Genomic DNA, 25,522 nt, shown 5'->3' with positions numbered 1-25,522 from the left:
AAGGTTTTAGTTTTATGACGACAAAAAATATTGAACAGATCAAAGAACAAAGACAATCTGTAGTTCAACTGGCTATTTTTAACTTAGAAAGTATTACAGATGTGGCGGATTTGCAAATGACTGCAAATCAAATCCAGCATTATTTAAATGTTTATGGAAATACCAGTCTTCAACAATTAAAAAGTGGTGCAAATATCCCAACAGTGGCAAATATTTTTGCTTTGACTGAGAGTATTTTAGGCTTATTGCACTATACAAGAGAAACAGAGAGTGGAGATGTAGGTGTTCAGCAAGTTGCAATACTTGGCGCAAACTTAATCGGTTTATTTGTGGAGCCTTATCATCAAGCGCATGTGCGTATGGCCTTACGTCCGATGCTTGGATTAATGGCGGATAGTTTATATTCTGAGAATGGCAAAATTACATCAGCACAAATTAAACGTTTGAGTTTGCACTTGAATGCCATGATTGCGGGGGATTTAGAAAAATTCTTGCATGAAACACAAATGAAGCTTCCTGAGTTGTTAGAGCAAGCCAGTGTTTTAGCCACCACAATTTTACAAAGTTTTGTCACAGCCCCATCGGGAACGTCATTTGAAAAAAAGATTATAGCGACTGGCGTAAGTGCGGAAAAAAGAGACCCTAAGCTTAAATTTACGAATTGGGCAGTCCCTTTAATCCATTTATTAGAGGCCCCAACTCAAACGGACATAAGTACAAAAATCGAAACTCAAAAGGGTAGCTCGCTCATTCAGGGCGTAACACAAGCACTTACGACTTTAGATCGTGCTTTGCAACAACAAGCAAATGTAGATCAAAAATATACCTTGGCTTGGTTAATACAAGAATGTTTAAACACAATCCAAACTCAAAACAAAAAAACAAATGCGAGTGTACCTGCCAACCAAACTGGAGAACATGAACAACATACCAATGGGGATATTTTAGAGTTTTTAAGTTTACAGATAGATGCAATCAATGCACCTCCATGTTCAGGTACGGATTCGCAATCTGAAAATAGTATTCGTTACTCGATTGGAACGGAACAAATCCAAGATATTGATTTCTATTTAACTAAAATCGATTTTACTTTTAGTCGTCAATATAATTCACAACGAGATGGCTTAGATCTCGAGATGATAGGAGCACGATGGATAACCCCCTTTTCTTATGTGATTACACAAAATACGCAAGGTTATTTGTTTATTGATGCAATGGGGCGTAAACACCAACTCCCATCTTCAATTATAACGAGTCGCTATAGCATGCCTTTTGAGCGCTTTAGCATAGAGCCGTTGGAAGATGGAGACTTAATTTTAAACGTTGGTACAGACTGGGATCTTTATTTTCATAGTTTTAATCAAGGTAAAAGCTATCAATTGATTCAACAGTTGAATCAAAAAACAGAAGAACGTATTCAGTTCAATTATCTGTTGATTAATCAACTTGCATATTTACAGGCTGTAGATTTTCAATTTAAAAGAGCCAAGCAAACACTCAAGTTTGCTTTTAATGATCAAGTCAAAATTATAGCTATATTTGTAGATGAACAACCTGAACCTTTAGCTCGTTATGAATATGATATAAAAGGTAATTTAGTCAAGGCTTATGATCAAAATGGCTATTTCCGTCAGTATGAATATAATCATGCTCATCAACTAACACGTTATACGGATCGTACTGGACGTGGGCACAATATTCGTTATGACTCAACCGCTGCAACTGCAAGAGCCATTGAAGAGTGGGCAGATGATGGCAGTTTTCATACCACACTAAAATGGCATCCCCGTTTAAGGCAAGTCACTGTTTTTGATGCTTATGATACACCGACGTATTATTATTTTGACCTTCATGGTTTTACCTATCGTATCCGCTTAGCTGATGGGCGGGAATCGTGGTATTCCCGAGATAAGCAAAAACGGATTACCCGACAGATCGATTTTGAAGGACGTGAAACTCAGCAGGAATATAATGATCTTGGTCAACTGGCAAAGATTATACAGCCAAATGGTGGTGTGATTCGTTTTGCTTACGATGTGCAAGGGCATCTAAGCGAAATTAAAGACCCCGAAGGAAATATTTGGAAGCGTGAATATGATACGCAAGGTAATTTGAGCAAAGAAATTAATCCACAAGGGCTGGTGACTCAATATAAATACAATAACGATAACCAACTGATAGAACTAACCGATGCCATAGGTGGAACAAAAAAATTTAAATATAACGATTTAGGACAAATATTGTCTTATACAGACTGCTCAGGGAAAAGCAGTCATTGGGACTATGATGAAACAAGTCAGCTCAAATCACAACAGTCTGCTGAAGAGCAACGTATTGAATATCAATATAGTACACAGGGTAAAGATAAGGGGCAGTTGCAAACGATCGTTTACCCTGATGGGTTGAACGAGCATTTTGAACATGATGAAGAAGGTCGCCTACTTAAACATACTGATACCAAGGGATTAATCACACGATATCAATATAATGCTGTGGGGCTGCTTGAACGTCGGGTTGATGCTAATCATGATCAGATACGTTACCAATGGGATAAAAAAGGGCGTATTCACAGGCTTTTCAATCAAAATCAAGCGGTGTACCAGTTTGACTATAATCATTATGGTCAGCTTATTCGTGAACAAGCGTTTGATGGTGAAGAAAAACATTTTATCTATAATGAAAATGGACAACTTTTCCAGATTCAGCAATCGAATATCCAGACGCAGTTCTATTATCATGCAGATGGACACATTGCATCTAAAGATTATATTGATCTGGAAACAAGGCAACCTTATACAGAGACTTTTGAATACAATTTAAATCAGCAGTTGAGTAAAGTAAGTAATGGTCTCAGCCAAATTGATCTTTATTATGATGCTTTAGGGCAATTGGTCAGAGAACATCAACATTATAAAATACCAGATCATCCAGCATTAACAGCAGTCTTGCGTTATGAATATGATGAATTGGGACATTTAATCAAAACGATTCGACCCGATGGGCAAATTCAAACCCATTTAAATTATGGGGCTGGGCATGTTTATGGGATCGCCTTTAATAAACAGGAAATGGTAGCTTTTCAGCGAGATGGTCTTCATCGAGAACGTGTGCGTTTACTCGCCAATGGGTTAATTCAAACCAAGCAATATAATCAGGTTGGATTACTTTGTTCACAGCGTATTGATACTGAGCAAGACTCAGATTCTTTCAATCAACTTTCTACAGCCAAATATCACGCTGAGCGCCATTATCAATATGATAAAAATTATCTAATTACAGAAATAGATGATAGCCGATTGGGAAAATTTAACTATCAGTATGATCCTGTTGGTCGTTTAATAACGAGTTTAAGTCCTTTTAATACTGAGCGCTTTAATTTTGACCCAGCAGGTAATTTGATCGAGTCTGGTCAAACCCAAGTCAATAATAATCTGATCAGACAATACCAAGGGAGATATTATCAATATGACGCCAGAGGAAATTTGATCGAACTACAACAAAAAGGGAAGTCACTCAAATTGACATGGGATCACTTGAATCGATTAATCCAGAGTGACCATAATGGGAAAATTACTGAATATGGCTATGATGTCTTTGGTCGTCGTCTATTTAAGAAAAACCAAAACAGCCTGACTTTATTTGGTTGGGAGGGCGATGTGATGACTTGGGAGGCAGAGCAGAATTTCGAAACAGGGAAAAGCTATACCAAACATTATGTCTATGAACCCAATAGTTTTACACCCTTATTTCAAACTGGTTACTCAAATTTTATCCGTTTGGTTGAAACACCTGATTACAAGCGCTATCAGACCGAGGCTTATTCCATTGCAAAAGATCCACTCTGGAAAAATGATACGAGAGTCAATAGAGCCGAACTGGAACGAGTTGCTTTTTATCATTGTGATCAGGTTGGCACACCGCAATGTTTAACAAATGAGCGTGGAGAGGCTGTTTGGGAAATTACCCTGAATACTTGGGGCAAGACACTCAATGTAAAAGCGTTTCATCCAGATAATCCATTTGAACATACTCATCTGAGATTCCAAGGTCAGTATTTTGATCAGGAAACAGGCTTACATTACAACCGGCATCGCTATTATGAGCCATTCAGTGCTTGTTATATTAGTAAAGACCCGTTGGGTCTAGAGGGTGGAATCCATACCTCAGCTTATGTCCGTGATCCAAATCAATGGGTTGACCCAATGGGGTTGATGGCAGAGAAAAATAAGAATGCGAATCAGTCAAAATATGAGCGTTACTCTCAAGATTTTAACCGTAGGAATGCACCGATTGTAGAGCGCCAGCGCAATACCAATGAGCAAGCCAAAGTTGCACGCGGTATGGGGCGCAATGATTTCCCTGTCATGAATAATAAACCGACGCCAAGTCCTGGTTTATTGGGGAATCTATTTCCGAATACCATGAGTGCTTTTGCGAAAGACCCTGCATTACGCAGAGATTTAAGAAATCAGGGTGCGATTAATAATACTGTTTTAGGAGCTGCTGTCGTTGCTGGATATGGGCCTTATGTTGTGGCTGGGGCAGCAACAGGCGGAGGAGCGGTTGCTGCACCGATTGCGCGGAAAGCTGCACCTTATCTTGGTAATGGTGCCACGTTGCCTAGTGCAGGTTTGTCGGCTGGAACTGTTGGTAAGGCTGCAGGAGTTTCAGCTTTGGTTGGAGGCGGAATGGATGCGGGCTTACAAGCATACAGTTGTAATTGTATAACTGATATTAATCTGGTCCGTACAGGTGGTGTGGCAGCAACAAGTGCGGTTACAGGGGCTTGGGGAGCAAGTACATCAGCGGCAGCTGGTTTTGGTCAAGTGGGTTGGAGTAGCATTGCATTAAACGCTCCTAAAGCAGGAAGTTTCATTAAAAACAATGCATCTGGTTTCCTTATATTTGCCAATGAACAGGTAATAGGTCAAGCAAGTTCACGTGCAGTGAAAGCAGCAACTGCCCCTAAAGACGAACAAAGTAAAAAATAAGGTGAAATGATGTTAACGATTTTAGTTGAAATAATAATGAGTGTATTTATAGCCAACTTTAAGGCATCTGAGCATCCAATTATTAATGTTGTTGTTCGGGGGGTTATAATTGCTATTGTGATGTTTTCCTTAATGATTTTTTCAGATTTTTCGAATAATAAAGAAAGCTCAATTGGATTAGCCCTTAGTATAAGTATTGTAGGTGGTATAGTAATTAGCATTTTAGCGCTCATAATTGAGATTTTCTTTAACTACATAGATAGAAATAAGTAGAAAGACTCTGTTGTGTTAACGATTTTAGTTGAAATAATAATGAGTATGTTTATAGCTAATTTTAAGGCTTCTGAACACCCTATAATAAATATAGTGGTAAGAGGAATTTTAATTATGATAACAATTTTTTTTATTGGATTGTTTTCTTCCCTTGTAAATGGGCGAGAAATTTCAGTCGGATTCACATTGATGGTTGGTTTTGTAGGAGGGCTAGTTATTAGTATTTTAGTGTTTTTAATTGAGTTTATCTGTGATTATATATGGGGTAAGGAGAAATAAATTATGTTAACAATTCTTGCAGAGGTAATTGTTGCATTTTTTGTTTCTAATTATAAGTCAGAAGAATATCCATATTTAACTAGTTTTGTTAAAGGAATGGTCATTGGATTTTTTGCATTTGTCATTGGCAATATTTTAGATTTAATCAAAGGTAATCTAATGAGTTTTCCTCAGCAAGTTTTGTTTTTTTTACTTTCATTTGGATTAGGTTTAATAATGTTTCTATTTTTTTCACTTTTCAGATGGTTAGAGAGAACAGATTTTGGTAAAAAATAAAGAATTATAATTTTTAATAAATAAGTTTTATAGAAATAATTAAATTATAACCGATATCAATCTGGTTCGTACAGGTGGTGTGGCGGCAACTAGTGCGGTTACGGGAGCTTGGGGGGCGAGTACATCAGCAGCAGGTTTTGGTCAAGTGGGTTGGAGTAGCATTGCATTAAACGCTCCTAAAGCAGGAAGTTTTATTAAAAACAATGCATCTGGTTTTCTTATATTTGCCAATGAACAGGTAATAGGTCAAGCGAGTTCACGTGCAGTGAAAGCAGCAACTGCCCCTAAAGACGAACAAAGTAAGAAATAAGGTGAAAATATGTTAACCATTCTAGTTGAAATAATGATGAGTGTATTTATAGCCAATTTTAAAGCTTCAGAGCATCCAATTATTAATGTTGTTGCCCGTGGTTTTATAATCATGGTTGTTGGATTTTGTATAGGGGTGTTTTCTTGTGTACTGGAGGGCAATGAAATTCCTTATATTTGGGGGCTTAAGATTAGTTTTATAGTTGGTTTTATTGTTAGCTTTTTAATTTATTTTATAGAAATATTTTTTAATTATATTGATGGAAAAAAATAAAATGTTAGCCATACTGGTTGAAATAATTGTGAGTGTATTTATAGCCAATTTTAAGGCTTCTGAACATCCAATTATTAATGTAGTGGTAAGGGGGATTATAATTGCTATTGTGATGTTTTTCTTAATGATCTTTTCAGATTTTTCGGATAATAAAGAAAGTTCAATTGGATTAGCCCTTAGTATAAGTATTGTAGGTGGTATAGTAATTAGCATTTTAGCGCTCATAATTGAGATTTTCTTTAACTACATAGATAGAAATAAGTAGAAAGACTCTGTTGAGTTAACGATTTTAGTTGAAATAATGATGAGTGTATTTATAGCTAATTTTAAGGCTTCAGAACATCCAATTATTAATGTTGTTGCCCGTGGTTTTGTAATTATGATTGCAGGTTTTTTTATAGCATTATTTTCATCAATAATAAATGATTGGAAGTTTTTTATATTTTTTACATTATTAGTTGGCTTTATTGGAGGAGGTGTTGGAACTATACTTATTTTTTTAATTGAAGTTTCATGTGATTGTATTTGGAGGAAGGAGAAATAAATTATGTTAACAATTCTTGCAGAGGTAATTATTGCATTTTTTGTCTCGAACTATGAGTCAGAAAAACATCCATATCAAATGAGCTTTGTTAAAGGAATAATTTTAGCTGGTGCGGGTTTTATTTTAGCAATGATAAGTGGTTATTTAAATAATGATAGATTGTCACTTTCACAAACAGTAATTTTTTTCTTCCTTTCATTGGGAATAGGATTAATAGTATCATTGTTTTTTATGTTATGTGTATGGTTTGATCATCAAGTAGAAAAAGACAAAAAGTAGATTTAGATTGAATCTATAGTAATGAAAGGGATTTTATTAAGTAAGGCGATTAAATTTTTATAATTCTAAATATATTAAAGGTAAGTATACATCTGCGGCAGCTGGTTTTGGTCAAGTGGGTTGGAGTAGCATTGCATTAAACGCTCCCAAAGCAGGAAGTTTTATTAAAAACAATGCATCTGGATTTCTTATATTTGCCAATGAACAGGTAATAGGTCAAGCGAGTTCACGTGCAGTGAAAGCAGCAACGGCTCCTAAAGACGAACAAAGTAAAAAATAAGGTGAGATAATGTTAACGATTTTAGTTGAAATAATAATGAGTGTATTTATAGCTAATTTTAAGGCTTCAGAACATCCAATTATTAGCGCGGTTGCGCGTGGCATTTTAATTATGGCAACAATTTTTTTTATGGGATTATTTTCTACTTTTTTTAATGGTAATGAATTTTCATTAAAATTTGCCTTAATAGTTAGTTTTGTTTTAGGTCTGTTAGGTTCTATTTTGTTATTTTTAATAGAGGTTTTTTTTAATTATGTCGATAGAAGGAAATAAAATTATAATCATTCTAGTTGAAATGATTATGAGTGTATTTATAGCCAATTTTAAAGCTTCATAACCCCCTTGTGAGCATAGCTGGATGGCTACACCAGTTTTTTAGTTTCTAAACGTATTCTTTTTCCATGATTTAGATTTTTGGAAAAATTAGGTAGAGTGTTTTTAGAAAAAATCTATGAGAAAATTTGATTAGGTAACTTTGATATGGACGATGTTTCATCTAGTAAGAAAAAATTAAAATTTAAAGTGTATGTGATGTGTGGTTGGCCGCTTATCTTGGTCCTCATTGGTGGAGCCGTTGGAGGTGGCTTAGGAGGAATCGCTTATCTACTTAACTTAAAACTATATAACTCTAATTTATCAAATATCGTTAAAATAATTTTGAATATATTAGTTGGGTCCACAGCTATTTTTTTGTGGTCTGTTATAAGAGCATATATTCAATCAAGTTTTTGAAATTAGATAATTATTTTGAAAGATTTTTTATGTATATAGTAGGAGGACTGAAGAATGTTCTTTATCTCAAGTTATACAAAAATTTGCCTATTTTCAGACATAAGCTGAATAAAGATAAGACTTTTCTTGAGGTCATTAATATTGTTCATGATGCAAGCAACATCATTAAATCTCATCCCGATAAGTTAATACATTGCCGATGCTGATCAGACTCACATCATAAAATCATATAAGCTAAAACAGATTGTATGTTTTTAAGGACAAAACGGAATGCTTTGTATGTTATTTGGCCTAAATTGTTTATTTGTATAGGCTTGTATATACAATTTCGCTAAATTCAATATACTATGACTTATAGTATTTAGTATGAGTTTTAGCCAATGTCAAGAGCGACAAAGCAAAACGATTTAGATTTGTCTTTAGAAGAAGACAGTCCTGTTCCTTTGTATTTACGTGTGAAACAAATGATTTCGCAAAAAATCTATGAAGGAACATGGACGGTCAATAAAAAGATTCCTTCAGAAAGTGAATTGGTCAATTTACTCGGCTGTAGCCGCATGACCGTGAACCGTGCCTTACGCGAACTGACCAGTGAAGGTTTATTAGTACGTATCCAAGGTGTTGGTTCTTTTGTTGCCGAAGGGCAAGGACGTACTGCTTTATTTCATGTCAATAATATTGCCGAAGAAATCATTGCCCGAAATCATAAGCACCATGCCGAAGTCTTGGTACTGGAACAGATTCAGGCCAATGCGGAACAAAGCATGTTGATGCAGATTAGAGAAGGACAAAAGCTCTTTCACTCGATCATTGTGCATTATGAAAATGATGTGCCAGTACAGATTGAAGATCGATTGGTCGATCCGATGTTGATTCCAGATTACTTGGCACAAGATTTTAAAAGTATTACACCCAATGCATATTTAATGTCGAAAGCACCTGTGACCGAAGGCGAACATGTGGTGACAGCAATTTTGGCTTCCGCACAAGAATGCAAATGGCTGAAAATCAATAAGACTGAACCATGTCTATTGATTCGTCGTCGAACATGGTCGAATAAACAACTTATTTCTAGTGCGCGATTGATCTATCCCGGTAGTCGTTATTATCTGGAAGGTAAATTTACTCAATGATTCAACACTTAGGCACAGCTGATTATCAGCAGATGCTGTGGAAGAATGGCGCAGGTAATACCATTGAGCTTGCCCGAAGTGACGGTGATAGTCTGGATACGTTTGATTGGCGTATTTCCATGGCGGATGTCAAAACTTCAGGTGATTTTTCCAAGTTTAATGGCATGCAGCGCATCCTCACAGTATTGGAAGGTGCTGGCATCATACTGAATATTGACGATGATACTGAACATCTGAAAACCTTACAGTCCGCACAATTTAGCGGGGATAGCACGACCAGTTGTGAACTCAGCAATGGGCCGATTCGGGACTTTAATCTGATTTATAATCCTGAAAAATGGAATTCTCGCTATCAATGGATGTGTGAGACGACTATTACTGAAATTTTCAGTACAGCCGATCTGATTTTTATTTTTAATCACAGTCAAGAATCATTAGAAATTGAAGTAAAGCAACAGATTTTCTGTTTAGCCCAGCATGAAAGTCTTCAAATTCAGCAGCCAAAATCATTGAAAAAACTGGTTTTAAAATCACAACGTTTACAGCGAGCTTGTCTAATCGAACTTACAAAAAATTAAGTTTTTCACATTTTCTTAAAACACATACAGCCTCAGGTTGTATGTGTTTTTTATTGCTAATATAAAAATAAATCCATTTATTTCATAAACTTGTAAATTATTTTCATAAAAGAATTGAAAAGCATCTTTTCAAGATAAAAGTTTTGTGTAGTATATGGATGTATATACAAGTTAATACATTGCTATACAGTAAAGCAGGTTAATTTGCTGATTCAAACTCAATGGAAGGAGTCCGATTGTGACAACAACGACAACAAAATTTCGTGATGTAGAAATTCGCGCACCACGTGGTACAAAGCTCAATGCAAAAAGCTGGTTAACAGAAGCGCCTTTACGCATGCTGATGAACAATCTTGACCCTGATGTTGCAGAAAATCCAAAAGAGCTTGTTGTTTACGGTGGTATCGGTCGTGCTGCACGTAACTGGGAATGTTTTGACAAAATTGTTGAAACGCTTAAAAACTTAGAAACAGATGAAACCTTGTTGGTTCAATCAGGTAAGCCTGTTGGCGTATTTAAAACGCATAAAGATGCACCGCGTGTTTTGATTGCGAACTCGAATCTTGTACCACATTGGGGAACTTGGGAGCATTTCAATGAATTGGATGCCAAAGGTCTTGCAATGTATGGTCAGATGACAGCGGGTTCTTGGATTTATATTGGTAGCCAAGGCATTGTACAAGGCACTTATGAAACTTTTGTAGAAGCAGGTCGTCAACATTATAACGGTGATTTAACAGGTCGTTGGGTGTTGACTGCTGGTTTAGGTGGTATGGGTGGTGCACAACCTTTAGCTGCAACACTTGCAGGTGCATGTTCACTTAATATCGAATGCCAACAGACCAGTATTGATTTCCGTTTACGTACTCGTTATGTCGATGAGCAAGCAACTGATTTAGATGATGCTTTGGCGCGTATTGAAAAATACACCAAAGAAGGTAAGGCAGTTTCGATTGCACTGCATGGCAATGCCGCTGAAATTTTACCTGAGTTAGTTCGTCGCGGTGTACACCCAGATATGGTGACTGACCAAACCAGCGCACATGATCCGTTAAATGGTTATTTACCAATTGGCTGGACATGGGAAGAGTACCGTCAGCGCGCTAAAACTGAGCCAGAAGCGGTGGTCAAAGCGGCTAAACAATCAATGGCGCAGCACGTTCAAGCGATGTTGGATTTCCAGAAAATGGGTGTTCCGACCTTTGATTATGGCAACAACATCCGTCAAATGGCACAAGACGAAGGCGTAAAAAATGCCTTTGATTTCCCAGGCTTCGTTCCTGCTTATATCCGTCCATTGTTCTGCCGCGGTATTGGTCCATTCCGTTGGGCGGCACTTTCAGGTGATCCAGAAGATATCTATAAGACAGATGCCAAAGTAAAAGAACTCATTCCAGATGATGAACATTTACATCGCTGGTTAGATATGGCGCGTGAACGTATCAGCTTCCAAGGTTTACCAGCACGTATTTGCTGGGTGGGCTTAGGCTTACGTGCAAAATTGGGCTTGGCATTCAATGAAATGGTGCGTAGTGGTGAACTTTCAGCACCGATCGTGATTGGTCGTGACCATTTGGATTCAGGTTCAGTATCGAGTCCAAACCGTGAAACAGAATCAATGAAAGATGGTTCAGATGCTGTATCTGACTGGCCATTATTAAATGCCTTGCTCAATACGGCAGGCGGTGCGACTTGGGTGTCATTGCATCACGGCGGTGGTGTAGGTATGGGCTTCTCGCAACATTCAGGCGTGGTCATCGTGTGTGATGGCACCGATGAAGCAGCAGCACGTATTGCACGTGTACTGACCAACGACCCTGCAACAGGGGTGATGCGTCATGCCGATGCAGGTTATGACATTGCGATTGATTGTGCCAAAGAGCAAGGCTTGAACTTGCCAATGATCACACAATAAACAGACAAGGACATTACGATGCTTTTTGCAATTGTGCATCCAGCATCGTAAGCGAACAATAGAGTGCAAAACAGGACGCCAATAATGGAACTTTTAATTCAAGCCGGCAAACTCACCTTAGCAGACCTCCGTAAAGCCTATTTCAATCCAATTAAAGTCAAGTTGGACGACAGTGCTTCAGCAGGAATCGATGCCAGCGTTGCTTGTGTGGAACAAATCGTCAATGAAGGTCGTACCGCATATGGTATCAATACCGGTTTTGGCTTACTCGCTTCGACTAAAATTGCACCAGAAGACTTAGAACAATTACAACGTTCTTTAGTACTTTCACATGCAGCTGGTGTAGGCGAGCCATTGGATGATGCCATGGTGCGTTTGATCATGTTGCTAAAAGCAAATAGCTTGGCACGTGGCTTTTCGGGGATTCGCCGCAAAGTGATTGATGCATTGTTGGCTTTGATCAATGCAGAAGTGTATCCACATATTCCATTGAAAGGCTCTGTTGGTGCTTCGGGTGACTTGGCGCCGCTTGCACACATGTCTTTGGTGTTAATTGGTGAAAGTAAAGCACGCTATAAGGGTGAATGGTTACCTGCGGTTGAAGCACTCAAAATTGCAGGTTTAGAGCCGATTTCTTTGGCGGCAAAAGAAGGCTTGGCACTGCTGAATGGCACACAGGCATCCACTGCTTATGCATTACGTGGTTTATTCGAAGCTGAAGATTTATTTGCCGCAGCAACTGTCTGTGGTGGTTTAAGCGTTGAAGCGATGTTGGGGTCTCGTGCGCCATTCGATGCACGTATCCATGAAGTGCGCGGTCAACGTGGTCAAATTGATGTGGCAGCTGCCTATCGTGACTTATTGACTGAATCAAGTGAAATTTCTCATTCACATGAAGATTGCAGTAAGGTTCAAGACCCGTACTCACTTCGTTGCCAGCCGCAGGTCATGGGTGCTTGCTTGACTCAAATTCGTCAAGCTGCAGAAGTATTGGAAATTGAATCAAATGCTGTTTCAGATAACCCATTGGTCTTTGCTGCTGAAGGTGATGTGATCTCAGGCGGTAATTTCCATGCAGAGCCTGTGGCAATGGCTGCCGATAACCTTGCATTGGCAATTGCAGAAATTGGTTCACTGTCTGAACGTCGTATTTCGATGATGATGGATCGTCATATGTCACAATTGCCGCCATTCTTGGTTGCCAATGGTGGAGTCAACTCTGGCTTCATGATTGCTCAAGTAACAGCCGCTGCGTTAGCAAGTGACAATAAAGCACTTGCACATCCTGCCAGTGTTGATAGTTTACCGACTTCTGCAAATCAGGAAGACCATGTTTCCATGGCACCGAATGCAGGCAAACGTTTGTGGTATATGGCTGATAACGTTCGCGGCATTCTTGCAGTTGAGTGGTTAGGTGCATGTCAGGGACTTGATTTCCGTGAAGGATTGAAGAGTTCTCCAAAACTTGAGCGTGCGCGTAAAGTGTTACGTGATCAAGTGCCTTATTACAGTGAAGATCGTTTCTTTGCACCCGATATCGAGCAGGCGAGTGAATTGCTTGCAAGTGGTTGTTTGAACGAACTACTCATTCCAAAGCTATTACCAAGTTTGTCAGAAGTGTGATCAATAAATCGGTCACATGGAGTGGCCGAATCTAACTAAATTTCCTCAAGGATTGGAGATTATAATGTCACAACACTCCACATTACAGCGGGGCTTAAACACCCGCCATATTCGTTTTTTGGCATTGGGTTCAGCCATTGGGACAGGACTCTTTTACGGTTCAGCAACAGCCATCAAAATGGCTGGTCCATCCGTATTACTTGCTTATATCGTTGCAGGGATTGCAGTCTATATCGTCATGCGTGCATTGGGTGAAATGGCTGTACGCAATCCAGTTTCGGGTTCATTCAGCCATTATGCCTCTCAATATATTGGCCCACTCGCGGGTTTTACCACGGGATGGACCTACGTTTTTGAAATGATTATCGTAGCCTTGGCTGATGTCACTGCCTTCGGGATCTATATGGGCTTCTGGTATCCCGATGTCCCTCGTTGGATCTGGATTCTGTCACTGATCATGTTTCTCGGGGCAATTAACCTGATTCATGTCAAAGTCTTTGGTGAACTTGAATTCTGGCTTTCGATTGTCAAAGTCACTGCCATTGTTGCCATGATTATCGGCGGCTTAGGTTTGATGTTCTATGGTTTTAACGCTGATCATACTGGCTTTACCACAGGTGTCCAAAATTTATGGATTCATGATGGCTTTATGCCAAACGGGATTGCTGGATTAATTGCAAGTTTAGCCGTTGTTGTGTTTGCCTTTGGTGGAATTGAGATCATTGGCATCACGGCAGGTGAGTCAAAAGACCCGAAAACGTCGATTCCTAAAGCGATTAATGCTGTACCTGTACGTATCTTGTTGTTCTATGTTTTGACGATTTTCGTATTGATGTCGATTTTCCCGTGGAACCAAATTGGTAGCCAAGGTAGTCCATTTGTACAAATTTTTGAAAATCTCGGGATTGGATCAGCTGCAACAATTCTGAATATCGTCGTAATTACCGCAGCAGTGTCTGCCATCAATAGTGATGTATTTGGTGCAGGACGGATGTTGTATGGCATGTCGAATCGTAGACAAGCACCACAAGTATTCCAAAAAGTCTCTAAAAATGGCGTGCCATGGATGACGGTTGTAGTGATGGCAGGGGTGTTATTGGTCGGTGTATTACTGAACTACCTGATTCCTGAAAATGTATTCATCATCATTGCTTCGATTGCAACATTTGCAACAGTTTGGGTGTGGTTGATGATTTTACTTTCTCAGGTTGCAATGCGTCGCAAGTTGTCGAAAGAAGAAATTAAAGCTTTGGATTTCCCTGTGATTGGTTGGCCATATGCTCCAGCATTTGCAATTGCGTTCTTAGTCTTTATTTTGGGGATGATGGCATATTTCCCAAATACCAGACCTGCAATTTATGTCGGGGCAGGTTGGTTAATCTTACTTTGGATTGCTTATAACATCTGGGTAAAACCTAAACAAAATACAGTCAAAGAAAATCAGACCTTGCAACAAAATATCGAAATGGAAAGCTAATGATCAAACTGCTCAGGTGTTGATTATGCCTGAGCAGTGAGAGGAGTTTTAAATGAAAAAGCTTTGGAAAAACTGTCATATCGCCACCATGCAAAATGGGCAATATTCCAGTATTGAACATGCTGCAATGGTCACTTCAGGGCAGCATATCCACTGGATTGGAACATTTGAAGATCTTCCTGCCGATGCTTATTCCGAAACCATCGATTTGAATGGCGCATGGGTCACACCAGGGCTAATTGATTGTCATACCCATAGTGTATTTGGTGGCAACCGTAGTGTTGAGTTTGAAAAACGCTTGCAAGGTGTTAGCTATGCTGAAATTGCAGCAAGTGGCGGTGGTATTGCGAGTACCGTTCGTGCAACCCGTGAAGCGAGTGAACAAGAGTTGCTTGCATCGGCTTTGAAACGAGTTCGCTGCCTGCTTAAAGATGGTGTAACCACCATTGAGATTAAGTCAGGTTACGGTCTGGACTATGTCAATGAGCGGAAAATGCTGCGTGTGATTCGTCAGATTGCAGAAACTTTGCCGATGACGGTTCGCAGTACTTGTTTGGCAGCGCATGCTTTGCCACCTGAGTATAAAGATCAAAGCGATGCCTATATTGAGCATATCTGTAATGAGATGCTGCCTAAACTCCATCAAGAAGGGCTCGTCGATGCAGTCGATGCATTCTGTGAATATTTGGCCTTTTCTCCTGCACAAGTTGAACGCCTATTTAAAACGGCTCAGTCTTTAAATTTACCGATCAAACTGCATGCGGAGCAGCTTTCTTCACTCGGTGGCTCTAGCTTGGCCGCACGGTATCAGGCTTTATCGGCAGATCATTTAGAGTTTATGACTGAGGATGATGTGAAGGCAATGGCTGCGGCTGGAACGGTAGCAGTGTTATTACCTGGCGCATTCTATTTCTTGAGAGAAACCAAATATCCTCCTTTAGAAAGCTTGCATCAACATGGCGTACGGATTGCCTTATCGAGTGATTTAAATCCAGGTACCTCACCAGCATTATCTTTACGCTTAATGATGAATATGGGCAGTACCTTGTTCCGTTTAACCCCAGAGCAAACTCTAGCGGGCGTAACCACGCATGCGGCATATGCATTGGGTTTACAAGAGACTCACGGCACTTTAGAGACTGGTAAAGTTGCAGACTTTATTGCGTGGGATATTGAGCATCCATCCGAGATCGTTTACTGGTTGGGGGGAGATTTACCAAAGCGGATTATTCAGCATGGCAATGAAATCTCAATCTAGTTTTAGGCTTATTTTAAAAGAGTTTGCAGGATGAATCATTCATTTACATGGCAAGGGCGTAAAGATGGCGAAGGTGCTGAACATCTGCGTATTCATCAAGTCATCAATACTACGCCAAGAGCGGATTATGCCTTAATTGGATTTAGCTCGGATGAAGGGGTTAAGCGCAATAAAGGTCGATTGGGTGCAGCAGATGCGCCTGATAGCATTCGTGCGCAGTTAGCCAATTTACCTGTACATCAAGCTGTCACGATTGCAGATATTGGAACCGTAGTATGTGACGGTTCAAAACTGGAACAAGCACAGGCTGAATTGGCAGAGCAGGTTGAAAGAAGTTTAAAGCAGGGTATGAAGCCGATTGTGTTAGGCGGTGGTCATGAAGTGGCTTTTGGCAGCTTCTCTGGCTTGTTTCAATATCTGCAGAACAATGAACCAAATAAAAAAATTGGCATCATCAATTTTGATGCACATTTTGACCTGCGTGAAGCGGAACAGGTGACCTCTGGTACACCATTTCTGAATGCAGCCAAACTGTCTGAACAGCATCAGCAAGAATTTCATTATTTGTGTATTGGCGTGGCGAAACATTCAAATACCAAGGTTTTATTTGAAACCGCAGATCGGTTGAATTGTACTTATATTTACGATCATGAGTTACAGCAACAAAATGTTGAAACTTTAATCGAAAAGTTGGCAGCTTTTATCGGAAAAGTTGACTATTTGTATATTACAGTTGATCTTGATGTATTTAGTGCTAGCATTGCGCCAGGTGTAAGCGCACCTGCGGTTAAAGGGATTGATTTATCCGTCTTTGACCCATTACTAGAGGCCATTAAGGAAACCGGAAAGATTAAAGTTTTTGATGTGGCGGAATGTAATCCACGGTTTGATTTGGATAGTAGAACTGCCAAATTAGCCGCTTATATAATTTTTAACTACATATTTGATTGATGGATCATGTGAATTCATCAAAAGGTTAAAACATGTCTAATTTATCTTATGTCTCTCAAAATGACGGTCCATGGGCAACTTATCTTGAACAGATCGAGCGTGTTGCTCCATATCTAGATGGTTTAGAAGACTATGTGGACACATTGAAGCGCCCAAAACGTGCTTTGATTGTCGACGTGCCAATTGTTATGGACGATGGCACAATTCGTCATTTTGAAGGTTATCGTGTACAACACAACTTGTCACGTGGTCCGGGTAAAGGCGGTATTCGCTATCACCCAGATGTAGATTTAAATGAAGTAATGGCTCTTTCAGCATGGATGACAATTAAAACTGCGGTGGTAAATTTACCATTCGGCGGTGCAAAAGGTGGCATCCGTGTTGACCCGCGTCAACTTTCACCACGTGAATTAGAGCGTTTAACACGTCGTTATACCAGTGAAATCAGCCATATCATTGGCCCTCAAAAAGATATCCCTGCTCCAGATGTGGGTACTAATCCAAACGTCATGGGTTGGATCATGGATACTTATTCATCGGGTCAAGGTCATACGGTGACGGGTGTTGTAACGGGTAAACCGGTACACTTAGGTGGTTCTCTTGGTCGTATTAAAGCGACAGGTCGTGGTGTATTTATCACGGGTCAACAAGTGGCTGAAAAAATCAAATTACCTTTAGACGGCGCGAAAATTGCGGTTCAAGGTTTTGGTAACGTTGGTAGCGAAGCAGCATACTTATTTGCTGACTCGAAATCGATCATTGTGACGATTCAAGATCACACTGGTACGATTTTCAACCCAGAAGGGATTGATCTCGCTGCGTTAAAAACTCACATGCAAACTCACCAAGGTGTGGGTGGCTTTGAGGGTGCACAAGCGATCAGTGATGAAGAGTTCTGGAATGTAGAGATGGATATTTTGATCCCTGCTGCATTGGAAAGCCAAATCACAGTGGAACGTGCTCAAAAATTAACTGCGAAGTTAGTACTTGAAGGTGCGAACGGTCCAACATTCCCAGAAGCGGACGATGTATTGGTTCAACGTGGTATTACGGTTGTGCCTGACGTAATCTGTAATGCTGGTGGTGTAACCGTATCTTACTTTGAGTGGGTTCAAGATATGTCGAGCTACTTCTGGTCTGAAGAAGAAATTAACGAAAGACTGGACAAATTGATGATTCAAGCCATCAATGATGTATGGCATAAATCAAGTGAGAAAGAATGTACCTTACGTACCGCTGCCTTCATTTTAGGCTGTGAACGTATCTTAAAAGCACGTAAAGAGCGTGGTATTTTCCCAGGTTAATACTGGCTGGATATCATCACAGCGACCTTAAGGTGTAAACTTTAAGGTCGTTTTTCTTATTGCTAAATCAATCCAGAAAGAAATCTTTCTGTAATTTGGTATTGCCGCTAACACAGGCATATTGCGCAAAATCAGTGATCCCGATCCGCGCCAACGCTTGTTCATCAGTTAAGCTCTGTCCCGTCAGTTCACCTTTGACCGTACTATAAATCGCAAAAGCCGCGTCCGCCATGATCTCAGGTTTACGGCTGAGTTGCCGTGTATTTTCCTCACCTAGGTTCTTCGAAACCGCTGTTGTTGCGATATAAGTTTCAGGCCAGAGGGTATTACAGGAAATACCATAGTGCCGAAATTCCTCTGCCATACCCAAAGTCAAAATGGTCATGCCATATTTAGACAATGCATAAGGCGAGAGCATACCTAACCATTTCGGTGACATATTCACAGGTGGTGATAGACTCAAAATATGCGGATGCTCTGCTTGTTTGAGATAAGGTAAAGCAGCCTGCGCACAAATAAAAGTGGCACGGTGATTAATGCTTTGGATCAGGTCATATTGTTTTAATGAAGTCGCTTCGACGCCTGAGAGTGCAATCGCACCTGCATTATTAATCAAGATATCAATGCCACCAAAGTTTTTGGCTGCTTGTTGCATAGCAGCATGAATCTGCTGTTCATCTCGCACATCTAAAAGTAGGGGCAGTGCTTTGCCGCCAGCAGCTTCAATCTCTTCAGCCACACTATAAATTGTGCCTGTTAATTTGGCTGTTTCCACTTCAGTTTTTGCTGCAATGACCACATTTGCCCCAGCTTGTGCTGCTTTCAGCGCAATGGCTCGGCCAATTCCTCGGCTGCCACCCGTAATAAAAATAGTTTTTCCTTGCATATTACTCATGTCGATGTCCTATATTTAATTTTTATCAATATGTCGTTAAATCATAAAAGGATGCGCAAATTTTTCTGGATTGTAGAGCTGTCGTTGTTTGGCAATTTCTACAATGCGATGGCGCAACTGACGTTTGATCACGGCATAGGTTAGGCGATGCTTTTGTGACATCTCTTCGGCAAACCTAAATACTTCAGTATTTAAAGTTTCAGCGGGATGAATCTGATGCACTACTTGTGCATCTAAACACTCGAGGCCAGTCATAGATTTACCTGTTAAGGACATCTCCCAAATCGCATGCTGATTGGGAAGGAGTTGCACAATTTCTGCAATACAGTCGGTAAAGGGAATGGTCAGTTTGACTTCAGGAAAGCAAAAACGTCCTTTGTCTGCGCGCATTAAGCGGAAGTCACAGGCAGATGCCAAAATTGCACCACCAGCATAAGCATTGCCATTAATTTCAGCAATCACAGGGAGATTGAGCAAGGCCAAACGCAGCAGCATATTTTCCAGTTCTAAGGTAAAGGCTTTTTTATCTTGCATGGACTGCTGCATCAGCCACGCAAGGTCTAGACCATTACAAAAGGTCTTGGGGTGGTCACTTTGAATCACCAGACAGGCGTTATGCGAATCACGCTCAATTTCATCAAAGATCTCGATATATTCATTCAGCACATCTTGATTTAAGACATTGTCCTGATCGCCATTGGTTAAGGTGAGAACATAAATGGACTGCTGTTGATCAAGCGTCATGGTGGTCATTGAAGCGCTTCCTGATTGTGCGTTAGTTTTTTGATTGCAGTCATTATTCCCAATAAAACACTCGCACAATAGGTGGGACTATGCCATATTGATGATCATTTTAGGACAGTGGGTGTTCGATGCGAGATCCGTTTGGATTGTTTCAGGAAACCATTTCCGTTTCTTATGCACATCTATTATTAGAAATTGTGCATGATTATGCCATTGATACTGAAACAGTTTTGTCTGGTACGGGATTAAGGCTCGCAGAAATGAAACAAGCCGATGCCAAAATGAGTGCGCACCAGTGGTCAAAACTGGTGGTCAATGCCTTAAAGCTGACGGGTAATCCACGTCTAGGCATTGAATATGGCTTTAAATTACGACCGACGTCGCATGGGGCTTTAGGTTTTGCATTTCTCAGCTGTACCGATGTCGAAACTGCTTTAAGCCTTTGCCAGCAGTATTTCTGTACCCGCATCCAAAATTTTATCCCTGAATTAAATATTCAAGAAGATTTTGTCTATGTACATTTGGATGATGTACATCCTGTTAAATTAGGTAATGCACAGCAATCTGATCAATTAAGATCCTTCTTAATTGAGAGCTTACTGTTTGGTGCCATTCATTTTCTTAGTTTATTTTCTAAAAAAATTGCAGAAAATTGTGAAGTCTTTGTCGACTGGGCGGACGCACAGAATTATAAAAGTGTTGATCTTGCTCAAATCACCATTCATTTTAATCAGCAACGTAATGGTCTGCGTTTTCCCAAGCACTATTTACTGTGTAAAAATCCAAATGCAGATCAAACGGCCTTTCAGCAAGCGCTGCTGTATTGTGAAAATGACAAACTTAAATTACTTAAAGAAGCAACGCGTGACCTTCAGAAAAGCATTCGTTCCGAGTTGCTCTATAAAGCAGGCAATGCCTATCCAACCTTGCCCATGATTGCACAGCGTTTGAATATGTCTGAGCGCACCATCAAGCGGCATTTGCAAGCACAAGGGACAACGTTCTTGCAGATTTTAGCGGAGGTTCGTTTTAATCAAGCCAAGAAATTATTGCAACAGCCACAATACAGTATTCAAGATGTTGCCAGTCTTGTGGGCTATGAAGAAGCCACTAATTTTATCCGTGCTTTTAAAAAGATGTTTGGCGAAACACCGAGTCAGTATCGGAAAAGCTATTTGTCCAAGGCTGATTCATCTAACATCGCATTTTGAATGGTTTGAATAAAGGATTCCAGCGCATGCTGAATTTGATCGGTCCATTCAAAGGAACAATTCATGCGAATAAAATGTTGATGTGAAGGCAGTACATTAAATAACGGACTTGGCGCAACACCCACCTGTTGCTGAATCAGTTGTTCATAGACTTGCATGCTGCTGACTTTTTCAGGCAGTTGAATCCACAGAAAATAGCCACTTGGATAGTTATACACCTTACAGTCTTTAGGCAGATGCTGTTTCAGATATTGAAAGAACTGCTTTTTATTCTTTTCCAAAGCCCGTCGAAGCGTTCTTAAATGTTTTTCATAATGATGATGAGAGAGGAACTCCACCAGTGCATTCTGGATCAGTGCATTGGCAGAAATGGTACTCATCAATTGCAGATGCTGAATATGCTCGGAAAATTTACCTGCATAGACCCAACCCATACGAAAACCTGAACCCAAGGTTTTGGAAAAAGAAGAGCAGTGCAACACCAGATTCTGTTGATCAAAATACTTCATTGGCAGCGGTTTTTGATTGCCATAAAACAGCTCTTCATAGACATCATCTTCGATTAAATGAATTTGATGCTCATGCAACAATTTGGCAATTTTATATTTAATCTCATCGCTGACGGTAAAGCCAATCGGGTTATGCGCATTCAACATAAACCAACAGACCTTGATCGGATAGCTTTTAATGACTTGTTCAAAGGCTTCGATATCAAAGCCATGCTGTGGATGTTCTGGCAGCGTAATTACTTTCAGCCCCAAACGCTCAGCCGCCTGCCATGCACCATAGAAAATGGTTTGCTGTAACAAGATATAATCACCCGGTTGAGTAATCGCTTGTAAGGAAAGGTTTAAGGCTTCTAAGCCACCCGATGTAATGACAATGTCATCCGCATCAGTTGGAATCCCTTGCATACAATAGCGTTGCGCAATCAATTTTCTGAGGGCTAAATTCCCAGGTGGGAGGTTGGTGGTCTGATCATAACTATGTCGATTACGGGAAAGCTGTCCCATGATCTGGATCAGCTTGGGAGGATAGAGTAACTGGCTATCTGGAAAAGCCGAACCTAGGGGACTGACCTGTTTCGACTGAATCGATTTAAGATATTTAAACACCAAGGAGTTGATTTCAATTTTGGGATTTAAAGACACCACTGAATAGGCTTGTGGAATCTGAATATTATTTTGCTCAGCCACAAAATAACCTGACTTTTCTTTGGAATAAATCAGTCCTTGTGCTTCCAGCTCTTGGTAAGCATTCATCACCGTAATTAAGCTAAAGCCTGAGCGCTGTACTTGTTCACGCAAAGATGGCAGTTTGGTGTGCGGTTTCCATGACCCATTCTCAATGAGAAGTTTGAGCTGGTGTGCTAACTGTTCTGATTTATACATAAACTCAAGTGAATCCGTATAGATGGAACAGCTTTTATGCTAGCTGTTCCATCTCTTTTTTAATAAGCAAACATCAATAACAGTCTAAATAAACCTGCAATGATGGCAAGTGCAAAAAAACCGACTAACCATAAGATTATAAACCATTGTGTTTGGCTTAAATGCAGAGATTTTATTTTCATGCAAAGCTGCTCCTTAGTGATAACCTGTATCTCCAACCCGTACTTTATCCCTAAACACCCAGTAAGAGAGGATGGTGTAGGCAATAATGATTGGGATTAAAACTACAGCCCCAACCAAGGCAAACTTTTGACTAGAATGCGGTGCAGCTGCTTCCCAAATCGTGACGGATGGCGGAATAATATTCGGCCAGAGGCTGATGACAAATCCAGTAAAGGCCAAGAATACGAGTGCCAAGGTATAGATAAACGGCTTGAAATCCTGACGTTGCTTACATGCTTTTAAAATCAGGAAGGTAAACAACAACACCAAGATCGGCACTGGGCTAAAGTACAGCAGATTTGGCAAGGCAAACCAACGTGCTGCAATTTCAGGATGAGTGAGAGGGGTATATAGACTCACCCCTGCAAAGACCACAAACAGTAAGATGATCAGTTTAGGCATCAATCCATACATTTGATCTCGTAGCTCATGGTCGGTTTTCATAATTAACCAGCCACAACCAAGCGCGGCGTACATCGCAACCACACCCAGCCCTGTAAATAGAGCGAATGGGGTCAGCCAATCCAAGCCTGAACCTGAGAAAATACCATTGGTGGTTTGGATGCCTTGAATATAAGCCCCTAAAATCACGCCTTGCAGGAAGCTGGATAGAATTGAACCCCAGATAAATGCTTGATCCCATAAATATTTGGTGCGATTGGCTTTAAAACGAAACTCAAAAGCAACACCACGGAAAATCAGTGCAATCACCATGAGGGTAATTGGCATATACAAAGCTGAAAGCACCGTTGAATAGACCAATGGGAAGGCAGCAAATAAGCCAGCACCACCGAGTACCATCCACGTTTCATTGCCATCCCAGACTGGTGCGACGGTATTCATCATCACATCACGTTCTTCGCTGCTTTTAATGAACGGAAATAGAATACCAATGCCGAGATCAAAACCATCCAGAATGACATAGATCAGAACACCAAGGCCGATAATGCCAACCCAAATCAGAGATAAATCAATCATGGTGCTTCTCCTTGTTTGGGTCTTGCTGATCAATGCTTTCATCAACTGCACTTAATGGACGCATTGGGGTTTTGAAATGTCCAGGACCTGCAGGTTCAAGATCAATGGCTTCAATAAACTCAGGACCTTTTTTCAGTAACTTCAGCATGTAATAAATACCGCTACCAAACACGATGGTATAGACCACCACAAAGATAATCAGACTGATACCGACTTGATCCGCAGTGACTGTATGCGATAAACCATCTTTGGTACGCATCACCCCATACACCACCCAAGGTTGACGGCCTACTTCAGTAGTGACCCAGCCTGCAAGTAGCGCAATATAGCCTGTTGGTCCCATGACAAAAGCGAATTTATGAAACCAAGAGGAACCATACAATTTGCCTTTTTTACGTAACCACAAAGCAATGAAAGAGAGCAGTACCATTAACATGCCAAGCCCAACCATGACACGGAAACTCCAGAACACAATGGTCGAATTTGGTCGGTCTTCAGGGGCAAATTCTTTTAAGCCTTTCACTGTGCCATCCATGGAGTGGGTCAGGATCAGACTACCTAAATTGGGAATGGCAACGGCGTATTTAGTCCGTTCTTCTTGCATATCTGGAATACCAAATAAGTACAGTGGCATCCCTTCATCATAATTGGTCTCCCAGTGACCTTCCATTGCGGCCAATTTTGCGGGCTGATGTTTCAATGTATTCAAACCATGATTATCACCAATGACCACTTGCAAACACGAGGTGACGAGTACCATCCATAGCCCCATGGAAAAGGATTTTTTCACTAACTCATCGCGTCGGCCTTTAATCAGGTGCCATGCAGCAGTACCCACCACCAGTAAGGAGGACACTAAAAATGCAGCGGCTGCCATATGGGCAAAGCGATAAGGGAAAGAGGGGTTGAACACAATGGCCCACCAGTCGGTTGGCACAATAATCCCGTTTTCAATGGCAAAACCTTGAGGTGTTTGCATCCAACTGTTGGAGGACAAAATCCAGAACATGGAAATACAGGTGCCGATCGCAACCATTAGGGTGGCAAAGAAATGGGCTTTGGGGCTGACGCGTCCCCAACCAAAGAGCATGATGCCCAAGAAGCCTGCTTCCAAGAAGAAGGCACTCAGGACTTCATAGGTGAGTAATGGGCCTGTAACACTCCCCGCAACACGGGAAAATTCGCTCCAGTTCGTCCCAAACTGGTAGCTCATCACTACGCCAGAGACGACTCCCATCCCAAAGGCAACCGCAAAGATTTTAATCCAGTATTTGAATAGATCTTTATAAATCGGGTTTTGGGTGCGTAGCCATTTCCATTCCAGCATGGCAAGAAAACAGGCGAGACCAATCGAGGTGGCGGGAAAGATAATGTGAAATGAAACAGTAAATGCAAACTGTATTCGGGCTAATTCTAAAGCAGTGAGACCGAGATCCATATATCCTCTCCTATAACAGACTTAAACGAGTCGCTAGGAAAATGTGAAAGAACGGACTTAAACCCTTAAAATAAGCAGAACCTAAAAACGGTATTGGAATATTTCAAAGTAATTTAAGTTTTATTCATCATCCAATCTTCTGTTGTATATGAGTAGATACAATTTCT

Annotated in this window: 27 protein-coding genes; 21 read left to right on the top strand and 6 right to left on the bottom strand. The window is 40.4% G+C overall.

All coding sequences use genetic code 11. The annotated features are described in order from the left end of the window. Positions 1–14 precede the first annotated feature (14 nt). The 20 genes from NG55_RS02955 to NG55_RS02865 all read left to right on the top strand — a co-directional run bounded on the left by NG55_RS02955 (position 15) and on the right by NG55_RS02865 (position 18,476). Positions 15–4,991 (top strand): RHS repeat-associated core domain-containing protein, encoded by a 4,977-nt coding sequence (locus tag NG55_RS02955; RefSeq protein ID WP_065342273.1) that lies wholly within the window; start codon positions 15–17, stop codon positions 4,989–4,991. Between the two features lie 9 nt (positions 4,992–5,000). Beyond that, positions 5,001–5,264 (top strand): hypothetical protein, encoded by a 264-nt coding sequence (locus NG55_RS02950; RefSeq protein ID WP_065342272.1) that lies wholly within the window; start codon positions 5,001–5,003, stop codon positions 5,262–5,264. A gap of 12 nt (positions 5,265–5,276) precedes the next feature. Next, positions 5,277–5,543, top strand: a complete 267-nt coding sequence (locus NG55_RS02945; RefSeq protein ID WP_065342271.1) for a hypothetical protein — start codon at positions 5,277–5,279, stop codon at positions 5,541–5,543. A gap of 3 nt (positions 5,544–5,546) precedes the next feature. Further along, positions 5,547–5,819 (top strand): hypothetical protein, encoded by a 273-nt coding sequence (locus tag NG55_RS02940; protein ID WP_016542105.1) that lies wholly within the window; start codon positions 5,547–5,549, stop codon positions 5,817–5,819. A 79-nt stretch (positions 5,820–5,898) separates the two neighbouring features. Then, positions 5,899–6,129 (top strand): hypothetical protein, encoded by a 231-nt coding sequence (locus tag NG55_RS02935; RefSeq protein ID WP_065342270.1) that lies wholly within the window; start codon positions 5,899–5,901, stop codon positions 6,127–6,129. Positions 6,130–6,138: 9 nt separating this feature from the next. Continuing rightward, the gene (locus NG55_RS02930; protein ID WP_065342269.1) at positions 6,139–6,402 is read left to right on the top strand and encodes a hypothetical protein; all 264 of its coding nucleotides are present in this window, start codon (positions 6,139–6,141) and stop codon (positions 6,400–6,402) included. A gap of 1 nt (position 6,403) precedes the next feature. Beyond that, complete coding sequence (locus NG55_RS02925; RefSeq protein ID WP_065342268.1) at positions 6,404–6,667, top strand: hypothetical protein; 264 nt, start codon at positions 6,404–6,406, stop codon at positions 6,665–6,667. A gap of 36 nt (positions 6,668–6,703) precedes the next feature. Next, complete coding sequence (locus NG55_RS02920) at positions 6,704–6,946, top strand: hypothetical protein (protein WP_065342267.1); 243 nt, start codon at positions 6,704–6,706, stop codon at positions 6,944–6,946. Positions 6,947–6,949: 3 nt separating this feature from the next. Continuing rightward, positions 6,950–7,225, top strand: coding sequence for a hypothetical protein (locus tag NG55_RS02915; protein WP_065342266.1), 276 nt, complete (start codon positions 6,950–6,952; stop codon positions 7,223–7,225). Positions 7,226–7,340: 115 nt separating this feature from the next. Next, on the top strand, positions 7,341–7,505 hold the full coding sequence (locus NG55_RS20460) for a hypothetical protein (protein ID WP_228704141.1): 165 nt from the start codon (positions 7,341–7,343) through the stop codon (positions 7,503–7,505). Between the two features lie 9 nt (positions 7,506–7,514). After that, positions 7,515–7,778, top strand: a complete 264-nt coding sequence (locus tag NG55_RS20955) for a hypothetical protein (RefSeq protein WP_065342265.1) — start codon at positions 7,515–7,517, stop codon at positions 7,776–7,778. A 207-nt stretch (positions 7,779–7,985) separates the two neighbouring features. Further along, positions 7,986–8,237 carry a hypothetical protein gene (locus NG55_RS02905; protein WP_016660085.1) on the top strand — a complete coding sequence of 84 codons (252 nt, stop codon included), beginning with the start codon at positions 7,986–7,988 and terminating at the stop codon, positions 8,235–8,237. 380 nt (positions 8,238–8,617) lie between these two features. Then, entirely contained in the window at positions 8,618–9,370 is a 753-nt protein-coding gene (gene hutC, locus NG55_RS02900) for a histidine utilization repressor (RefSeq protein WP_004654214.1), read from the top strand. Further along, positions 9,367–9,948, top strand: coding sequence for a HutD/Ves family protein (locus NG55_RS02895; protein WP_065342264.1), 582 nt, complete (start codon positions 9,367–9,369; stop codon positions 9,946–9,948). The genes hutC and NG55_RS02895 overlap by 4 nt, the downstream gene beginning before the upstream one ends. 238 nt (positions 9,949–10,186) lie before the next feature. Next, positions 10,187–11,863, top strand: a complete 1,677-nt coding sequence (hutU, locus tag NG55_RS02890) for a urocanate hydratase (RefSeq protein WP_016542108.1) — start codon at positions 10,187–10,189, stop codon at positions 11,861–11,863. 84 nt (positions 11,864–11,947) lie between these two features. Beyond that, the gene (gene hutH / locus NG55_RS02885; protein ID WP_016542109.1) at positions 11,948–13,486 is read left to right on the top strand and encodes a histidine ammonia-lyase; all 1,539 of its coding nucleotides are present in this window, start codon (positions 11,948–11,950) and stop codon (positions 13,484–13,486) included. A 64-nt stretch (positions 13,487–13,550) separates the two neighbouring features. Beyond that, positions 13,551–14,963: an amino acid permease gene (locus NG55_RS02880; protein WP_065342263.1), complete on the top strand. Its 1,413-nt coding sequence runs from the start codon at positions 13,551–13,553 to the stop codon at positions 14,961–14,963. Between the two features lie 52 nt (positions 14,964–15,015). Then, positions 15,016–16,221 carry an imidazolonepropionase gene (hutI, locus tag NG55_RS02875; protein ID WP_065342262.1) on the top strand — a complete coding sequence of 402 codons (1,206 nt, stop codon included), beginning with the start codon at positions 15,016–15,018 and terminating at the stop codon, positions 16,219–16,221. Between the two features lie 30 nt (positions 16,222–16,251). Next, on the top strand, positions 16,252–17,172 hold the full coding sequence (hutG, locus tag NG55_RS02870; RefSeq protein ID WP_065342261.1) for a formimidoylglutamase: 921 nt from the start codon (positions 16,252–16,254) through the stop codon (positions 17,170–17,172). A 32-nt stretch (positions 17,173–17,204) separates the two neighbouring features. Beyond that, on the top strand, positions 17,205–18,476 hold the full coding sequence (locus NG55_RS02865) for a Glu/Leu/Phe/Val family dehydrogenase (RefSeq protein WP_016542113.1): 1,272 nt from the start codon (positions 17,205–17,207) through the stop codon (positions 18,474–18,476). A gap of 67 nt (positions 18,477–18,543) precedes the next feature. On the opposite strand, the gene NG55_RS02860 is transcribed toward NG55_RS02865, so the two are convergent. Further along, positions 18,544–19,371 carry an SDR family oxidoreductase gene (locus NG55_RS02860; protein WP_065342260.1) on the bottom strand — a complete coding sequence of 276 codons (828 nt, stop codon included), beginning with the start codon at positions 19,369–19,371 and terminating at the stop codon, positions 18,544–18,546. Between the two features lie 36 nt (positions 19,372–19,407). Then, on the bottom strand, positions 19,408–20,124 hold the full coding sequence (locus tag NG55_RS02855) for an enoyl-CoA hydratase/isomerase family protein (protein ID WP_065342259.1): 717 nt from the start codon (positions 20,122–20,124) through the stop codon (positions 19,408–19,410). 119 nt (positions 20,125–20,243) lie between these two features. Here NG55_RS02855 and NG55_RS02850 point away from each other — a divergent pair, with 119 nt between their 5' ends. Beyond that, positions 20,244–21,326 (top strand): AraC family transcriptional regulator, encoded by a 1,083-nt coding sequence (locus NG55_RS02850; RefSeq protein ID WP_016542116.1) that lies wholly within the window; start codon positions 20,244–20,246, stop codon positions 21,324–21,326. On the opposite strand, the gene NG55_RS02845 is transcribed toward NG55_RS02850, so the two are convergent. The 4 genes from NG55_RS02845 to NG55_RS02835 are packed head-to-tail and all read right to left on the bottom strand — an operon-like array spanning position 21,287 to position 25,355. Continuing rightward, a complete protein-coding gene (locus NG55_RS02845; RefSeq protein WP_065342258.1) occupies positions 21,287–22,717 on the bottom strand; it encodes an aminotransferase-like domain-containing protein in 1,431 nt (476 codons plus the stop codon). The two genes, NG55_RS02850 and NG55_RS02845, sit on opposite strands and share 40 nt — an antisense overlap. Positions 22,718–22,776: 59 nt before the next feature. Next, on the bottom strand, positions 22,777–22,899 hold the full coding sequence (locus NG55_RS21345; RefSeq protein WP_005154018.1) for a hypothetical protein: 123 nt from the start codon (positions 22,897–22,899) through the stop codon (positions 22,777–22,779). Between the two features lie 13 nt (positions 22,900–22,912). Further along, positions 22,913–23,917, bottom strand: a complete 1,005-nt coding sequence (cydB, locus tag NG55_RS02840; RefSeq protein ID WP_065342257.1) for a cytochrome d ubiquinol oxidase subunit II — start codon at positions 23,915–23,917, stop codon at positions 22,913–22,915. Then, on the bottom strand, positions 23,910–25,355 hold the full coding sequence (locus tag NG55_RS02835; protein WP_065342256.1) for a cytochrome ubiquinol oxidase subunit I: 1,446 nt from the start codon (positions 25,353–25,355) through the stop codon (positions 23,910–23,912). Before NG55_RS02835 ends, cydB begins: the two co-directional genes overlap by 8 nt. Between the last annotated feature and the right edge of the window lie 167 nt (positions 25,356–25,522).

The sequence above is a fragment of the Acinetobacter gyllenbergii genome (assembly GCF_001682515.1).
GTDB classification, from domain to species: Bacteria; Pseudomonadota; Gammaproteobacteria; order Pseudomonadales; family Moraxellaceae; genus Acinetobacter; species Acinetobacter gyllenbergii.
The sequence above is the reverse complement of the archived record's forward strand: the minus strand, read 5'-3'. Positions and strand labels throughout refer to the sequence as shown.

Excerpts from the sequence above, each read along its gene's own strand:
- NG55_RS20955 (WP_065342265.1), top strand. The coding sequence starts at position 7,515 with ATGTTAACGATTTTAGTTGAAATAATAATGAGTGTATTTATAGCTAAT.
- NG55_RS02915 (WP_065342266.1), top strand. The coding sequence starts at position 6,950 with ATGTTAACAATTCTTGCAGAGGTAATTATTGCATTTTTTGTCTCGAAC.
- NG55_RS02895 (WP_065342264.1), top strand. The coding sequence starts at position 9,367 with ATGATTCAACACTTAGGCACAGCTGATTATCAGCAGATGCTGTGGAAG.
- NG55_RS02940 (WP_016542105.1), top strand. The coding sequence starts at position 5,547 with ATGTTAACAATTCTTGCAGAGGTAATTGTTGCATTTTTTGTTTCTAAT.
- NG55_RS02950 (WP_065342272.1), top strand. The coding sequence starts at position 5,001 with ATGTTAACGATTTTAGTTGAAATAATAATGAGTGTATTTATAGCCAAC.
- NG55_RS21345 (WP_005154018.1), bottom strand. The coding sequence starts at position 22,899 with ATGAAAATAAAATCTCTGCATTTAAGCCAAACACAATGGTTTATAATC.
- hutI (WP_065342262.1), top strand. The coding sequence starts at position 15,016 with ATGAAAAAGCTTTGGAAAAACTGTCATATCGCCACCATGCAAAATGGG.
- hutC (WP_004654214.1), top strand. The coding sequence starts at position 8,618 with ATGTCAAGAGCGACAAAGCAAAACGATTTAGATTTGTCTTTAGAAGAA.
- NG55_RS02855 (WP_065342259.1), bottom strand. The coding sequence starts at position 20,124 with ATGACCACCATGACGCTTGATCAACAGCAGTCCATTTATGTTCTCACC.
- NG55_RS02920 (WP_065342267.1), top strand. The coding sequence starts at position 6,704 with ATGATGAGTGTATTTATAGCTAATTTTAAGGCTTCAGAACATCCAATT.
- NG55_RS02880 (WP_065342263.1), top strand. The coding sequence starts at position 13,551 with ATGTCACAACACTCCACATTACAGCGGGGCTTAAACACCCGCCATATT.
- hutH (WP_016542109.1), top strand. The coding sequence starts at position 11,948 with ATGGAACTTTTAATTCAAGCCGGCAAACTCACCTTAGCAGACCTCCGT.
- NG55_RS02930 (WP_065342269.1), top strand. The coding sequence starts at position 6,139 with ATGTTAACCATTCTAGTTGAAATAATGATGAGTGTATTTATAGCCAAT.
- NG55_RS02925 (WP_065342268.1), top strand. The coding sequence starts at position 6,404 with ATGTTAGCCATACTGGTTGAAATAATTGTGAGTGTATTTATAGCCAAT.
- NG55_RS02860 (WP_065342260.1), bottom strand. The coding sequence starts at position 19,371 with ATGAGTAATATGCAAGGAAAAACTATTTTTATTACGGGTGGCAGCCGA.
- NG55_RS02905 (WP_016660085.1), top strand. The coding sequence starts at position 7,986 with ATGGACGATGTTTCATCTAGTAAGAAAAAATTAAAATTTAAAGTGTAT.
- hutG (WP_065342261.1), top strand. The coding sequence starts at position 16,252 with ATGAATCATTCATTTACATGGCAAGGGCGTAAAGATGGCGAAGGTGCT.
- NG55_RS02845 (WP_065342258.1), bottom strand. The coding sequence starts at position 22,717 with ATGTATAAATCAGAACAGTTAGCACACCAGCTCAAACTTCTCATTGAG.
- NG55_RS02850 (WP_016542116.1), top strand. The coding sequence starts at position 20,244 with ATGCGAGATCCGTTTGGATTGTTTCAGGAAACCATTTCCGTTTCTTAT.
- cydB (WP_065342257.1), bottom strand. The coding sequence starts at position 23,917 with ATGATTGATTTATCTCTGATTTGGGTTGGCATTATCGGCCTTGGTGTT.
- NG55_RS02835 (WP_065342256.1), bottom strand. The coding sequence starts at position 25,355 with ATGGATCTCGGTCTCACTGCTTTAGAATTAGCCCGAATACAGTTTGCA.
- NG55_RS02865 (WP_016542113.1), top strand. The coding sequence starts at position 17,205 with ATGTCTAATTTATCTTATGTCTCTCAAAATGACGGTCCATGGGCAACT.
- NG55_RS02955 (WP_065342273.1), top strand. The coding sequence starts at position 15 with ATGACGACAAAAAATATTGAACAGATCAAAGAACAAAGACAATCTGTA.